A 15,568-nucleotide genomic window follows, 5' to 3' on the forward strand; every position below is an offset into this window, starting at 1 on the left:
TACGGAATGATTCGGAAAGAATCTGAAATAGTCGGAAGGAATCGGAATTTCATGTGACAATTCTTGAATCTTGAATCTGAAATTTTGAATCCGTCTTCGCCGGACACAGCCTTAAATCATGTGTTATTGTCATGCTGAGCTTGCCGAAGCATCTCTTGTTGAGGAATATGAGGAAGTTAGAAGAAGTTAAATGAAGTTAGAGGAATTTAAAAGAGTGAATCGGAAGGAATCGGAAGAGCCGTGTTTGGTTTTTAGTTTTTGGTGCTTGGCTTTTTTTTTGACCTCACCCCAGCCCCTCTCCTGAGATGAGAGGGGAGTAACTGCCTCCCCTGTCAGGGGAGGTTTGAAGGGGTCTTTTGGAAGGAAGAATGAATAGGTATAATACCGAAAGACTGGAAGCCTTTTGTCATGCCGAGCGAAGTCGAGGCATCTCTTCTTGGAGAATGAATCGGAATGAATCGGAAATATTCGGAAGTAATCTGAAGCGCCTTGTCATGCCGAACTTGCTAAAGTCGCGCTTGGTGGTGGCTGAGCCTGTCGAAGCCACGTTTGTTTTTTCTTCTTTTACCTTGATGCAAAAGAAGCAAAAAATCAAGGCGGAAAAGCCTGTTTCGATGGGTGCCCCGTGGTCGTGTCTGGCGCGGCGCAACTCACCATGCCTGCAGCATGGCTCAAACAGCACCGCTTTCCTTACCCTACACAACGACCCGCCCACGACCCATTGGCGGGACAGGCTTTTATTCCGGAGTTGCTTTGCTAATTGGCAGTGGTATACGAATGGATTACAAAATACGTGTTAGTGAGCAGAAGAACGCACGCTTCAAAAGAAGTTTCGCGCGAACAAGTGGAAGTTCAGGCATAGCCTGTAACAAATAGTCCGACGGCGGTGCAACCGCCGCCGAACATGGTTTGTTTATTGCCTTTTATAGCCTTGGCTCAACGGTGGGCATCAAGTTCCCCCTCTAAGCTGGACTCGATAAGCCGCTTTATTAATGGAGTAAAAATACCGCCAGCTCCAGTTAACGGAGTGCCTGCTTTTAGCTTTTCCATCGCCTCTTTTTCAAAGGCTGCATAGTCAAATGGTTCTTCTCTTTTCATGGTGTCAAATTTATAATTTAACTTTTTATTTGACACAGTTATTTAAATAGCGTCGTTTTTTCGTTTAACAATTAACTTTTAACGATTAACTTTTAACGATTAACTTTTAACGATTAACTTTTAACAATTAACGTCTTCTATCCGTCTTCGCCGAATACAGCCTTAAACCTTGAATCCAATTTCTCTAGATAAGATTGGGACCAATTGTCTTACTGAAAGATGTTGAGGTGTTTATTCTGATATAGCAGGATGAATATTATGATAGTTAAAAGAATATTTTACTCTATTTCTTGCATTGTTTCAAAAAAATAATTATAACTTTGATATAGAGGGAGTAGAATTGAAAAATATATACTAAATAAAATGGGAATGAAAATTAGGACAATAATTGTTGATGACGAGCCTAATTCAAGGGAAATGCTTGAGCACTTGCTTTTGGCAACTAATAACGATATTGAGGTTATTGATAAGTGCGAAAATGTTGACACTGCCTTTAGTGCAATAAAGGAACATAAACCTGATATTATCTTTTTAGACATTGAGATGCCTGGCGGCTCAGGTTTCGATTTAATTCATAAACTACAAGAAACACCCTTAAATCCAACAGTCATCTTTGTAACTGCATACAATCAGTTTGCAATTAAAGCAATAAAGTATTCTGCGTTCGACTACTTGTTGAAACCTATTGATATTGATGATCTTAACGATGCTCTTGATCGATATCGGAAAAAAGTGAGAGAAACCACATCTTCTTCGGAGTCCTTTAGATCCAATGCTCAAAAGTTTTTAGAACATGTAGGATCAATGCAAAAAATCAAATTCTCAATGAGAAATGGTTCGCTTTTTGTCGATCCCGATGAAATTGTATGGTGCGAAGCAAGTGGCAGCTACACAATAATCCATTTTCATAATAAGAAAGACGAGGTGGTTTCTGTTTCAATGAAGGAAGTTGAGCAGATTCTTTCAAACTTATCCTTTTTTAGGGTTAGTAGGTCTGCAATTATTAATCTTAGGTACTTAACAAGAGTCGATAGACGTAATAAAATATGCATTGTTCAGAAAGATGACGTTATTTGTAAGGTTAAAAGTTCACCACAACAGCTTAAGCTGCTTGAAAGTAGCTAGACATTTTTGTCGTTTCGTTTCCGAAATACATAATTTCGTATAGTAAAAAGCCACTTTCATACATTAGGGCTCATTTTATAAAGAAGATTTGTACTCTTTAAATTAAATTGCAGTGTATTTAACTCAATTTAAATGAGCGATTTTGATTCATTTAACTGGCAAGGTAAAAAAATACTAATAGTAGACGACGACCGACCAAGTATAATACTCTTAACTGTATTGCTTCAACGTTGTGGAGCAAAGCTTTTCTATGCTAATAATGGTCAGCAAGCCATTGATGTAGTTAATCAAAATCCAGATATTGACTTAATTCTCATGGACATCCTAATGGAGGGAATGAGTGGTATAGAGGCCTCCAGGATTATTCGTAAATCACATCCAGAAATGCCAATTATTGCTCAAACAGCCTGTGTTATGACTGGTGATAAGGAGCGTTGTATTGCTGCTGGATGTATTGAATATGTTTCTAAACCTATAGATGCTATTAAACTTCTAAAAATAATTGATAAATACTTAAATGTAGTCAAACTAGAACACTCTGCAAAAGAATAAGAATTTCCTGTTGTATTTATCTCTGTTATTAAGTTGCTTGCAATCCGCTCGTTAAGTCGTTAATGGTTTTGTTAATATTCATTCCTTATTATTAGGGTAACCTCATTTTTGTATATTTGCATGTTATGGAATTCAAACTTACCTCAGAATTTAAACCAGCTGGCGATCAGCCCGAAGCAATAAAACAGCTGACCGAAGGATTGCTGAGAGGGGATAGGTATCAGACTCTTCTAGGGGTTACGGGTTCAGGCAAAACATTTACCATTGCAAATGTAATTGCTAACATTAATAGACCTGTTTTAGTTTTAAGTCATAATAAAACTCTTGCAGCACAGCTTTATGGCGAGTTTAAAAGCTTTTTTCCTGAAAATGCTGTGGAATATTTTGTTTCGTATTACGATTACTACCAGCCAGAAGCATACTTACCCGTAACGGATACTTATATCGAGAAAGACCTTTCCATTAATGATGAAATTGAAAAGCTAAGGTTGAGCGCTACCTCATCACTACTATCTGGAAGGCGAGATGTGATTGTTGTTTCATCGGTTTCATGCTTATATGGTATTGGTAATCCCCAAGATTTTTACAATAGTAAAATAAACCTAAAGGTAGGGCAAAAGATATCGCGTAACTATTTTCTCCGACAGCTTGTTGATGCACTATACTCTAGAAACGAGGTGGAGTTCAACAGGGGGACTTTTAGGGTAAAGGGTGATACTGTTGATGTGTTTCTTGCATATGGCGATAGGAGTGTACGTGTAATTTTTTGGGGTGATGAGATAGAAAGTTTAGAAATATTTGATCCTGTTAGCGGACAACATATAGAGTCTCTCGATGAAATAGTGATTTATCCTGCAAATATCTTTATTGCTGGGAAGGATAGAATTAATCAGGCAATTAGGGAGATTCAAGACGATTTGGTGAAGCAGATAGAGTTTTTTCAGAGTCAGGGTAGGGCGCTTGAAGCCAAACGGATAAAGGAACGCGTTGAGTATGATTTAGAAATGATTAGAGAGTTGGGGTATTGTCCAGGTATTGAAAACTACTCTCGGTATTTTGATGGTCGACCACCTGGAATGCGACCATTCTGCTTACTTGACTACTTCCCCGACGATTTTATTACAGTTATTGACGAAAGTCATGTAACCATTCCACAAATCAGAGCCATGTATGGTGGCGATAACTCGCGAAAGCAAACGCTTGTTGAGTATGGCTTTAGGCTACCAGCTGCAATTGATAATAGGCCCTTACGATTTGAGGAATTTGAAAGTTTAGTTGGTCAAACAATTTTTGTTAGCGCAACACCAGCCGATTATGAGTTAACAAAGTGTCAAGGTGTGGTTGTTGACCAAGTTGTAAGACCAACAGGTTTGCTTGACCCACCAATCATTGTAAGGCCATGTCAAACTCAAGTAGATGATTTAATAGGAGAGATCAACCAATGTGTAGAGCGTGACGATCGTGTGCTGGTTACCACCCTTACCAAGCGAATGGCCGAGGAGTTTGTGAAATATCTTACTAAGCTAGGTATTAGATGTAGGTATATTCACTCCGATGTTGATACTCTTGAACGAGTTCAAATAATGGAAGATTTAAGAAGGGGGCTTTTTGATGTGCTTGTTGGGGTTAACCTTTTACGAGAGGGGCTCGACTTGCCAGAGGTTTCATTAGTTGCAATTCTTGATGCCGATAAGGAAGGATTTTTACGGTCGGCTCGTTCCCTTACTCAAACAGCTGGAAGGGCAGCTCGAAATGTCAATGGAAGGGTTATCATGTACGCCGATAAGATAACCGAATCGATGCGAATCACAATTGAGGAGACAAACCGAAGGCGTGAAAAGCAGTTGAGATATAATGAAAAACACGGAATTACGCCTACTCAGATTGTGAAAGCGCAAAAATCTGTATTGGGGAACTTGCAACCCAAAGCAAAGGTTTATGTGGAACCTGAAAATGTCGATTACGCTGCCGATCCTGTAGTTCAGTACATGACAGTAGAGCAGCTTTCCGATGCGATAGCAGTTGCTCGAAAGAAAATGGAAGCCGAAGCCAAGCAGCTAAACTTTATTGAAGCAGCACGATACCGCGACGAAATGTATGCTTTGCAAAAGATACTGGATGAGAAATCTGGTTCAAAATCATCCAAGAAGAAAAAAAGTCGATAAGTCGATTATTAATTTACTTGCTTGGTTTATACTCAACCCAATAAGGTAGCTTTCCAAGCGGAGGCTTACGCTTGTAGAATAAATCATCCAAATGTAGCGCCATGATTCTGAATAGCTTAGAGTGTTTAATTCCAAAGCGTATCATGTTATGCATTAGGTTATTTGGATGTGAGTAGGGGCAAACCTGAATGCAACGACCGCAATCGGTTCCAACCTTAGTCCAATAGGTGAAGCATGATTCAGAATTTATTTTCCACCTAAGAGTATTGTCCGAAATACTTCTATCGTCATAGGGTATAGATTGTGATGGGCAGTTCTCAGCACATTTTTTGCACTTTGTGCAAAACTCAATAACGCTTTCATCACCAACTTTACCATTATAAGGTTGTAATGGAGCATTTGTAGTTACAACGGCAATTCTAACTCTAGGGCCAAGATTATGCGTCATTAACAGGCCCATTCTTCCAATTTCTCCTAATCCTGCATCACGAGCAACTAATGGACATATCACTTCATAGTTACCATCGATATGTGCTTGTGCCTCGTAGCCTAAGTTTCGCAGTAAAGCGGCCAATGTGACAGCTATTACTCCTGATTTAAGGTACTGCTCTGCCGATTCCATTATTACGCTTCCCTTAGGTGCAGCCTTAATCATCTGCTCGCTCATTTCAACAGTGAGCGCAATACCATATTGATAACGGGGCGCAATTTTCTTTCCATAGGTTTCTCTTCGGCCCTTTGTATGGTAGTAATGGTAATCTTTCATCAAGCAGATTCCTACATCTATGGCACCTAGCTTTTTTACCCATTCTTTAACGAAAATTGAAAGATCATCTGCATCAATTTCAACTTTGGTGCTTGATACCTTGTCATTGATAAATGGACCTAACTTACTAACGGTATAAAAGTTAGCATCGGCAGCGCTAAAGGCAAGTGGGTTATAGAAAATTGCCTTTGGCGATAGTAAACCTGGCTGTTGTCTAAATAGGTTGTCTTTTTCTTCATTTTCGGGTTTTGTTGCGTAGTACTGATTGTATTTTTCAGTACCAGGTACCAGCTCCATTCTGGAAAACATGGTGTCCCTTTCGTCAAAAATATGATTTGGAGTGCTTGTTTTGTATTTTGGGTCGTGCGGATTGTATAAAAGTGCAATTATAAAAGTTATGCTTAAAGCTATAAGGGCGTACGAATAATAATTTGTAGCATCATTTATTAATAATAGGGGAGCAATGTAAAGAGTTGGCAATAAGATTAGCCCCAAAAAGCTAAGAAAGGTTGCTCTTTTTTGCCTTTCAGCAATTGAGGTAATTGTGGAGATTAAAAAAATGAATGCTAATCCCAAACCAAAAATCAGTAAAATGTATTTCATGGTTTGAACAATATTTTACAAAGCCATTATTAATTTTAGATTTTTTGAATTACTTTATGCAATGCTATTCATATCGTAAAGCTTCAATTGGGTCTAACATAGATGCTTTTACTGCAGGAATGTAACCAGAAGCCAGACCAACAATAAAAGAGATTACAAGTCCGCCAACAATCCAGCCCCATGGTATAACAAATGGGCTATTTAGAAGAATGGAAACTAAATTTCCTATTAAAATACCTAAGAAGACGCCAAGCAGTCCACCGAGTTGGCATATCAGAATTGCCTCAAAAAGAAACTGCTGTTTTATTTCAGCCGATTTTGCCCCAATGGCTTTACGTGTACCAATTTCGCGGGTGCGTTCCGCAACAGCCACTAGCATGATGTTCATTAGTCCAACAGCGGCACCAATTAAAGTTATAATGCCAATAATGGTAGCAGCAATTGATACAAACTTGAGGTTTTCAATTAGCAGCTTAGCAAGGCTATCGCTTTTTTCAATATGAAAATCATTTTCGTCGATAGCAGAAAGGTTTCTAACAAGCCGAAAAGTTCCCTCAGCTTCACTTACTGCTGCTTCTAAAAGTTTAGGGTCTCTAGGTTGCACAATTATGGAATAATTCATGTTAGGTCGTGAGAAATAAGCTGCTACATTAGTGTATGGTAAATAAACCGTTCTGTTTGGCCCACCACCAAAACTGGTTCCTTTATCTTTTAAAACGCCAATAACCTTATACTTACCGCTTCCCACACTAATAATCTTATTGATTGGGTCCTCATTTTTTAGGAATAGTTTGCTGGCTACCTCAGAACCAATAATAGCAACGTGTCTGCTATCCTGAATATCGATTGGCGAGAAGTTTCGTCCCTTACCAATATCAACACCCGACACTTTAAGGTATCCTTCATCAACACCTAGTACACTAATGTTAGGATTGGTCTTTTTTGATGAGTGCTTTATAGTACTTGCGCCCGTTGCCCAAACTGAAATGCCAATATCGGCTGGAAAATTATATCGCTCAATAAACTCACGTGCCTGCTGTAAGGTTATGTGTGAAAAATTCTTTTTACGATAACGGTTTCCGGCAATATTTACTCGTAATCCTCTGCTTTGAATGGTAAAGGAGTTGGCGCCCATTTGTGTAAATGAACTCGTAAGGCTACCTTCGATTGATTCAATGGCAGTAAGTATTCCTACCAATGCCATTATACCCAGTGAAATAATAAGAATGGTTAAAGTTGAACGAAGTTTTGTAGAGAGAATCGAGTTTATCGAAATCCTAAAGATCTCACCATAAAGAGTTAAAATCCTTTTCATTTAATCTTTTGATTTTTATTAACTTCAAAAATAACCTTTTTACTAGTTTTCTTTTCCTTAAATTGGTTAAATCTTGCTAATGCAAGAAAAAATTACATTAGGTTTGTATTTCAAATTACTTTGACATGAATATTGAAAAAAGGATTAATGCTTTTGTCAATTTGGGTTTAAAAATAAGCGAGTCGGTAACTAATGCTAGTTCTCTGCTCGGACATTCCGTTTATAATGCACAATTTATAAACCCTTGGTTTACGCCTTCAAATATAATTAACGCAGCAAATGCAATTACTCAAAAATGGTTAAAAAGGGATGCCATGGAAGAGTGGGTAAAAAAGTATCCCATTCAGTATTTTAATCCTAAAAAGGTTCATGAGGTTGGCGTTATTATGGCAGGAAACATTCCTCTTGTTGGTTTTCATGACTTTTTGTGTGTTCTCATCACAGGGAACCGGATTAACATTAAGCTATCTTCCAAAGATGGGGGGCTAACGGAATCGATTGCTAAAATGCTTTTGGAGGTTGAACCTGAGTTTAAGGATTTTATTAAGATATCGGAGGGAACATTAAAAGATTTTGACGCAGTTATTGCCACTGGAAGCGATAGCTCTGCCAAGTACTTCGATTATTACTTTCGCAATTATCCTTCTTTAATAAGGGGCCATAGGAATAGTGTGGCGGTACTGAGTGGTAATGAATCCGACGAAGAGCTTACAATGCTTTCCGATGATATTTTTAGCTATTTTGGATTAGGTTGTCGTAATGTTTCAAAATTACTAGTTCCAGTAGGTTACAATTTTGAACGGTTAATAAATAGCATGGAGAAATGGACTAACCTGATAAACCATTATCGGTATGCTAATAACTATGAGTATAATCGCACCATTTTAATTATGAATCAGGAACAACATCTCGATACAGGATTCTCGTTGCTAGTGCCTAATGATAATATCGACGCTCATGTCTCGGTTCTCAACTATCAGGAGTATAATAGTATTGATGCAGTTACAGATTATTTAGCGCTAAATGATAGTAAAATTCAATGTGTGGTTTCCAACATTCCTATCAATCATTTAAGGTTGGTGACTTTTGGAGAGGCACAACGGCCTTTGCTAACTGATTACTCCGATGGAATTGACACCATTGAGTTTTTAGGGAAGCTTAACCAGTAACTTTTTTGCTAACATTTAGCATTTCATTCAGATTGATACTATTTTTGCATAAATGACCAAATGTTATGATATATAAGTTTAGGGTTTTATCGGACGAAGATGAGCTTTTTTTGAGAGATTTTGATGTTGACTCAGAATCTACATTTCTAACATTACATAAAGCAATTCAAGAGAATTTAGGCTTTGACCCTTCGCAGCTAGTATCGTTTTTTTTAGCCGACGAGCATTGGAACAAGGGCATGGAACTTACCCTCATTGATATGCAAAACGATACGGGTTTGGCAGCCATTCCTATGGATAAGGTTAAGATTAAGGAGTTGATAACAAAACGCAAGGAACGCCTGCTTTATACTTACGATATATTTGCTGACCGCAATCTATTTATCGAACTAATTGATATTGCTGAAGCAAAAGAAGGTATTGAGTATCCTTTATGCACAGCTTCTCTAGGGGAGGCCCCAATTCAAGTTGCCGATGATATTATTTTAGATTTTGATGCTGAGAATGACGAAAAGAATGAAATTGATGAGCTTTTCGACGAGTTTAACGACGATGATTTTGATAGTCTAGGTTTTGAAGATGACAGTGAGTTCTAAAAAGCTTTAATTTCTCAATGTCACGTTCCCAAAAATTTCTTATTGTATTGTTAGGGCCTACTGGGGTTGGAAAAACCGAGTTGAGCCTTTCTATAGCTAAGCATTTTGATGCGCCTATCATCTCATCCGATTCTCGACAATTTTTTCGGGAAATGAGAATTGGTACGGCATACCCAACCGATGAGGAGTTGACAAAAGGAAAGCACTATCTGGTTGGCCATAAGTCGATAACCGAACGCTACAGCTGCGGCATGTTCGAGATGGAAGCGATAGAGCTACTAAACGAAATTTACCAAACGCATAACTTATCGCTTCTGGTTGGCGGCTCCGGGCTTTATATCGATTCTCTACTAAAAGGCATAGATGATTTTCCCACTCCCGACCCTGAACTTCGAAAGTCGCTTCATGAACAGTTAAGGAATGAGGGCGTTGAGAGTTTGAGACAGCAGCTCAAGATACTTGACCCCGAGTATTATGCTAAGGTTGATTTGAAAAATCCGCAGCGAATACTTAAGGCGGTTGAGGTTTGCTTACAAACAGGCAAAACCTACACTTCGTTTCTTACTCGCCCAAAAAAGCCACGGCCTTTTACTGCCATTAAGGTAGGTTTAAACCGTCCACGTGAAGAGTTATACAGGCGTATTAATGAGCGAGTTGACAAAATGATAGAGCAGGGATTGGTTGATGAGGTACGAAACCTAATTCCCTATAGAAATCTTAATGCGCTTAACACCGTTGGCTATAAGGAGATATTTCAATATCTTGATGGAGAGATTTCATTACCACAAGCAGTTGAACTAATAAAAAGAAACACTCGTAGGTATGCTAAGCGACAACTTACATGGTGGGGGCGCGACGATGAGATTACATGGTTTCATCCAAATCAAAAAGATGAAATTATTCAATATATTGAAAAGCAATTAAAAGAGAAAAGTAATGGAAAAACGTAATTCAGAAATTTTCCTTGAAGCATTTACTGAGATAGAGCGTTCTTTAAAAGAGATTTTAAGAAATGAATATACAGCAAACTTTTCGGAACTTTTACATAAGGCCCGAAAGCTGAATCAGGTAGTAAACTATTATGCATCGGATTTAAAAGAATTTGCACAGCTCCGAAATGCTATAGTTCACACAAAACGTAAGGATTTTATTATTGCCGAGCCCCACCATGATGTGGTTGAGGAGGTGTTGCACATTAAAAACCTTTTAAAGAATCCGCCTCGTGTTAAAAGTTTAATGAAACACAAACCTTTTTATACACATCCCCAGGCACCTATAAAAGATGTTTTAAAAACTTTTGCCGAAAAAGGATTTATGCGTTGTCCTGTTATTGAGAATGATAGAATAGTTGGACTAATTACAGCCAAAACAATAGCGCGTTGGTTAATTGAAAATTCCTACGATGTTGATGGCATTAAGGTGCAAGAGTTGCTTCCTTATTTTGAAAGGAATGATTACTGTATTGTTTCTGAGAATAGTGATATTGTATCGTTGATTGGTATGTTTAATAATGCTGTTGATAAAGGGTCGTATATTCAAGCGGCGCTTGTTACACAAAATGGCAACCCCGATAGTAAACTTGTTGGAATTATTTCACCAAGCGATTTTCCAGCTATCATTGGCGAATTAAAAGTTAAGCATTAGTTTTGTCCTAATTGGGAAACTTCCCATTTTATCGTATTAAACTTAAATGCAAATATTATGGCACAGGAAAAGAAAAAACGAGAGTTTCCTCACACTTATGTAATTATTTTTGCTTTAATTGTTTTTGCTGCCATTTTAACGTGGTTTGTACCCGGTGGTGAGTTTGCCCGCGAAATTAAAAATGTGAATGGCATTGATAGGGAGGTTATTGTTCCTGGTTCTTTTCATAAAGTTGATAACCAACCTCAAACATGGCAGGTGTTTACTTCCATTTTCCAAGGCATGAAAAGAACCTACGACATAATTTTTTACATTCTTATGATTGGAGGTGCCTTTTGGTTGCTTAACGAGAGTAAGGCTTTAGATGTGGCCATCCTCTCCTTTTTGAATTTTACCAAAAGGTTGGAACGTTTTAAACCGTTAAAAATCATAGGTGTCGACAACATAGTCATCACCCTAATAATGATATGCTTCAGCTTCTTTGGAGCTGTTATTGGCATGAGCGAGGAAACGATAGCCTTTGTGGTGATTTTTGTGCCACTGGCCATTAGTATGGGATATGACTCAATAGTTGGGATTAGCCTATGTTTCCTTGGTGCTGGTTTAGGTTTTGCCAGTGCATTACTTAACCCTTTTACAATTGGAATAGCTCAAGGGCTTTCGGGAATAAAACTTTTTTCAGGTATTGAGTACAGGTTTATTATTTGGGTTGTAATTAACACAATTGGTATTGGTTACGTGTTGTGGTATGCCCGCCGAATCAAGAAAAACCCAAAACTTTCACCAGTTTATGAAATTGACGAATATTGGCGTCATAAAGCCGCTCACGAAGACAATGGAACTAAAACAAAACCAGGAAAGAGTGCTTGGGCTACTTTTATTTCTCTCGGAATTGTTTTTGCTTTATTCTCGTTTTATTATCCAGTGAGTCATTTGGTTATAGGGCAAAGCTCTATTTCTGTACCCATAATCCCAATTGCAACTGTAGTATGGTTTGTTGTTGGTATATTGGCTCTTCGTCACTCCGTTCAGCTTTTTATTGTTAACATCTTGCTATTTACCATCGTGTTTCTTATTGTTGGTGTAATGGGGTATGGCTGGTATATAAAGGAGATTGCCACCTTGTTCTTGGTTATGGGCTTAACCGCCGGAATTGCCTTTGGTAAAAGTGCAAATGAGCTTGCAAAATCGTTTATTGCTGGAGCAAAGGATATCATGTCTGCAGCACTTGTTGTTGGATTGGCAAGTGGAATAGTTGTTATTTTAGAACAGGGACGAATTATTGATTCGCTTTTAAACTACTCTGCCGAAGCCATGATGGGCTATGGAAAGGTTACATCCATGGCAATCATGTATGTGTTTTATAATTTGCTTAATCTGGTTATTGCGTCAGGTTCAGCAAAAGCTGCGCTTACCATTCCTTTAATGTCGCAGTTTTCCGATTTAATTGGTATCAGTCGGCAGACAACAGTAACCGTTTATCAGCTTGGTGGTGGATTTACTAATCTTATAACTCCCACTTCGGGAGTAATGGTAGGTGTATTAAGCATAGCAAGAATACCCTATAACAAGTGGTTTAAATGGTTTCTGCCACTAATGATAATCCTTATAATCGTTGGATTCTTACTATTGCTCCCAACACTTTTCGTTCCGTTAAGCGGATTCTAAAAAGAGATATAGGCTGTCAAACACTGACAGCCTTTTTTATGAAGCGTAAGTTCTTTAATGCTTGTTGTCGTCATAGCATTTTAATCAAATTCGATTTTTTTATCTCTTTAATATTCATTAATAAAATTTCCTTAGATTTGGGGAAACCTAAAACTATACCTATGAGAAATCTAGCATTAATGTTTGCGATGCTATTTCCTATTAGTCTCGCATTTTCGCAGGAAACAGCCGATGAAAAGAAAGCAGAGAAGGCAAAATCTGGATGGAACTTTGGTGGTTTGCCAGTTGTAGCCTATGATACCGACTTAGGTTTTGAGTACGGCGCCCTTGTTAATCTTTTCCATTATGGCGATGGGAGTATTTATCCTAAGTACAAGCATAATATTTATGCTGAGGTCTCCCGATTTACAAAGGGCAGCGGTATAAACAGGTTGTTTTACGACTCAAAGTATGTAATACCAGGTATCCGTTTAACAGCCGATTTAGCCTATTTAACCGACAAAATGTACGACTTTTATGGTTTTAATGGTTATGAATCGGTTTATAATATGGATTGGGCTGATGATGAAAGCTCCTTTTATCGTAGCCGCGCTTTTTACAAGTACGATAGAAAGCTAACCCGTTTTACATCCGATTTGCAAGGAAAGTTTAAGAACGATAAGTTAGGTTGGGTTGCTGGAATTGGATTTTATGATTTTAAGGTTGATACAGTTGATATTGATAAGCTGAACAAGGGTAAAGATGAAGCCGATAAACTTCCTTATGTTGATGGAGGGTTATATAAACGATATGTTGATTGGGGATTAATTGATGAGGACGAAAAAAATGGTGGATTTGTCACATACCTTAAATTTGGTGCTGTTTACGATACTCGCGATAATGAGCCAAATCCGATGAAAGGTGTTTGGACCGAGGCAGTAGTAACCTATGCGCCTTCATTTTTAGGGATTGGAAGCAAGTATGAGCATGCTAAGCTTAGCATTATTCATCGTCAGTATTTCACTTTAGTTCCTGAACGGCTATCGTTTGTGTACCGTTTGGGGTACCAGGGAACAATATTTGGGAAATGTCCTTTTTATCTACAACCAAATATGACTACATTATTTCTTCGGGGTTCTGTTAGCGAAGGTCTTGGGGGTGCTAAAAGTTTAAGAGGGATTATCCGAAACCGTGTGGTAGGTGATGGTATTGCTTATGGAAATCTAGAGTTGCGATGGAAATTTGCTCGCTTTCAGTTTATTAACCAGAATTTTTACCTATCGTTTAATGCGTTTCTAGATGGCGGGCAGGTTGTTCAAAAGGTTAAACTTGATGTCCCAAGTACTATTACCGAAGCAGGATATGACGTTTCAGACTATTTTTCACCCGAAAATGATAAGCTACATACTAGTTGGGGTGTTGGGCTAAGAATAGTTATGAACCAGAATTTTATTATAGCTGTAGACCATGGTAGGGCAATGAAAAGTGATGATGGGACATCAGGAACCTACATCGGGTTAAATTTCCTTTTCTAAAAAAAATTATAAACTAAAAGCTGCCCTTTGATGGATACATTCCATTTGAGGCAGCTTTTTTGTATTAGCAGTAATTTTTAAGAATTTCTGCCAGTATAAATCCCAAATAGTTACCAACTGCATAACCAATAATTCCAACAGAAATCCCAGTTAAAATAATCTTACGATTTCCAATAGCAGCAGCAACAACAGGAACAAAAGGTGGGGAACAGATAAGTGCTGTTGAGGTGATAATGGTGGTGTCGGCATCAATTTTAAATAGCTTGCCCAAAACAACTTGCAGGAATAGGGAACCAAAAACAGCAAATGTAATATAGCCAAATAATCCTGGAGTTAGCCCAGCAAATCTACTTATATCGGCCATCGAAGCAACAACAACACTAAAAATCAGAATCAAATACATACCCGATTCAAAGGTCTTCTCAATTTGATTTATCTGTTTAAATGTAGAAGCAATAATACTGAGTGTAGTAATAGTTAGAATAACAACTACAACCTGGCTGTTTCTCGGAACTAAAAGCGAAAGTCCACCTGCAATAGCAAAAATAAGAACAGTTAAGCCATAGGCTTTGAGCAGTGGTTTGAATATTTCGCGTTTAAAGATGCCCCAATAAGGGTCTTTCCCATTTGTATATTCAACCTCTTCTGAAGTGTCATCGTTAAACTTTGGAAGGAAAAAAGAAAAGAATTTTTTCCCAATAGTCATTAAAAAAGCCAAATAAACGGTCGATATGAGCATATCGTAAGTGTGTGTAAGTATGTAAACATCAGAATCAACATTTAGCATCATTTTAAGGGAGGCCAAATTTGGGGTTCCGCCAGTATACACACCTACAAGCAACCCGCTTACCTTCCAAAGCTCACCCATACCTTTCCCCTTAAATGCAAAAAAGCCAATAACAATTAGAACAATAACCGATGAAATTCCTATTATAAGTGATAGTAAGGCTTTCCCTGCTATAGATTTCCATTGCTTTATATTTGCAGAAAACAGAAGCAACGGTAGCGCTAGTGGAATGGTTAAAGTTGTTAAAAGTTCTTGGATTTTTGATGCAGACTCTGGCAAGATTCCTATGTTACCTACTATAAGCCCAAGTAAATATGCAACAAACACCGCACCTAACTTATTTACAAAAGGGAATTTATGGCACAAATGTAAAATAAGAAAAGGCGATAGGAGATAGAAAAGAACAAGAATTATTTCAGTCATCATAAATACTTTTATTAACTAATTTCATTACCTAACGGCTACAAAAATGACAAATAATTTGGTTATAAAAAAAGTTGCATAATTAACACTATTTAATTAAATTGCCTTGATTTTTATATATTCAAAAAATGGGGTTAAAATTC

12 protein-coding genes and 1 pseudogene are annotated in these 15,568 nt (G+C 37.9%); 9 read left to right on the forward strand and 4 right to left on the reverse strand.

Annotation, left to right across the window (positions count from 1 at the left end):
- Positions 1-942 precede the first annotated feature (942 nt).
- A pseudogene (locus FHG85_RS04750) lies at positions 943-1,098 on the reverse strand (IS256 family transposase); the annotation flags it as partial.
- Positions 1,099-1,467: 369 nt separating this feature from the next.
- Here FHG85_RS04750 and FHG85_RS04755 point away from each other — a divergent pair.
- From FHG85_RS04755 to uvrB, 3 genes are all read left to right on the forward strand, one after another.
- Complete coding sequence (locus FHG85_RS04755) at positions 1,468-2,223, forward strand: LytR/AlgR family response regulator transcription factor (protein WP_173073485.1); 756 nt, start codon at positions 1,468-1,470, stop codon at positions 2,221-2,223.
- Positions 2,224-2,355: 132 nt separating this feature from the next.
- Positions 2,356-2,775 carry a response regulator gene (locus FHG85_RS04760; protein WP_173073487.1) on the forward strand — a complete coding sequence of 140 codons (420 nt, stop codon included), beginning with the start codon at positions 2,356-2,358 and terminating at the stop codon, positions 2,773-2,775.
- A gap of 125 nt (positions 2,776-2,900) precedes the next feature.
- On the forward strand, positions 2,901-4,940 hold the full coding sequence (gene uvrB / locus FHG85_RS04765) for an excinuclease ABC subunit UvrB (protein WP_173073489.1): 2,040 nt from the start codon (positions 2,901-2,903) through the stop codon (positions 4,938-4,940).
- Positions 4,941-4,953: 13 nt separating this feature from the next.
- Here uvrB and FHG85_RS04770 read toward each other — a convergent pair whose 3' ends face one another.
- The gene (locus tag FHG85_RS04770; RefSeq protein ID WP_173073491.1) at positions 4,954-6,309 is read right to left on the reverse strand and encodes a 4Fe-4S dicluster domain-containing protein; all 1,356 of its coding nucleotides are present in this window, start codon (positions 6,307-6,309) and stop codon (positions 4,954-4,956) included.
- Positions 6,310-6,373: 64 nt separating this feature from the next.
- On the reverse strand, positions 6,374-7,624 hold the full coding sequence (locus FHG85_RS04775) for an ABC transporter permease (RefSeq protein ID WP_173073493.1): 1,251 nt from the start codon (positions 7,622-7,624) through the stop codon (positions 6,374-6,376).
- 125 nt (positions 7,625-7,749) lie between these two features.
- Between FHG85_RS04775 and FHG85_RS04780 the strand changes: the two genes are divergently transcribed.
- From FHG85_RS04780 to omp85, 6 genes are all read left to right on the forward strand, one after another.
- The gene (locus FHG85_RS04780) at positions 7,750-8,793 is read left to right on the forward strand and encodes an acyl-CoA reductase (protein ID WP_173073494.1); all 1,044 of its coding nucleotides are present in this window, start codon (positions 7,750-7,752) and stop codon (positions 8,791-8,793) included.
- Positions 8,794-8,858: 65 nt separating this feature from the next.
- The gene (locus FHG85_RS04785) at positions 8,859-9,389 is read left to right on the forward strand and encodes an IS1096 element passenger TnpR family protein (protein ID WP_173073496.1); all 531 of its coding nucleotides are present in this window, start codon (positions 8,859-8,861) and stop codon (positions 9,387-9,389) included.
- A 17-nt stretch (positions 9,390-9,406) separates the two neighbouring features.
- Positions 9,407-10,339, forward strand: coding sequence for a tRNA (adenosine(37)-N6)-dimethylallyltransferase MiaA (gene miaA / locus FHG85_RS04790; protein WP_173073498.1), 933 nt, complete (start codon positions 9,407-9,409; stop codon positions 10,337-10,339).
- Positions 10,326-11,033 carry a CBS domain-containing protein gene (locus tag FHG85_RS04795; RefSeq protein ID WP_173073500.1) on the forward strand — a complete coding sequence of 236 codons (708 nt, stop codon included), beginning with the start codon at positions 10,326-10,328 and terminating at the stop codon, positions 11,031-11,033. Before miaA ends, FHG85_RS04795 begins: the two co-directional genes overlap by 14 nt.
- 57 nt (positions 11,034-11,090) lie before the next feature.
- The gene (locus FHG85_RS04800; protein WP_173073502.1) at positions 11,091-12,701 is read left to right on the forward strand and encodes a YfcC family protein; all 1,611 of its coding nucleotides are present in this window, start codon (positions 11,091-11,093) and stop codon (positions 12,699-12,701) included.
- Positions 12,702-12,862: 161 nt separating this feature from the next.
- On the forward strand, positions 12,863-14,215 hold the full coding sequence (gene omp85, locus FHG85_RS04805; RefSeq protein ID WP_173073504.1) for an Omp85 family outer membrane protein: 1,353 nt from the start codon (positions 12,863-12,865) through the stop codon (positions 14,213-14,215).
- Between the two features lie 64 nt (positions 14,216-14,279).
- Here omp85 and FHG85_RS04810 read toward each other — a convergent pair whose 3' ends face one another.
- Positions 14,280-15,428 carry a DUF819 family protein gene (locus tag FHG85_RS04810; RefSeq protein ID WP_173073506.1) on the reverse strand — a complete coding sequence of 383 codons (1,149 nt, stop codon included), beginning with the start codon at positions 15,426-15,428 and terminating at the stop codon, positions 14,280-14,282.
- Positions 15,429-15,568 lie beyond the last annotated feature (140 nt).

The sequence above is a fragment of the Tenuifilum thalassicum genome (assembly GCF_013265555.1).
Lineage (GTDB): Bacteria > Bacteroidota > Bacteroidia > Bacteroidales > Tenuifilaceae > Tenuifilum > Tenuifilum thalassicum.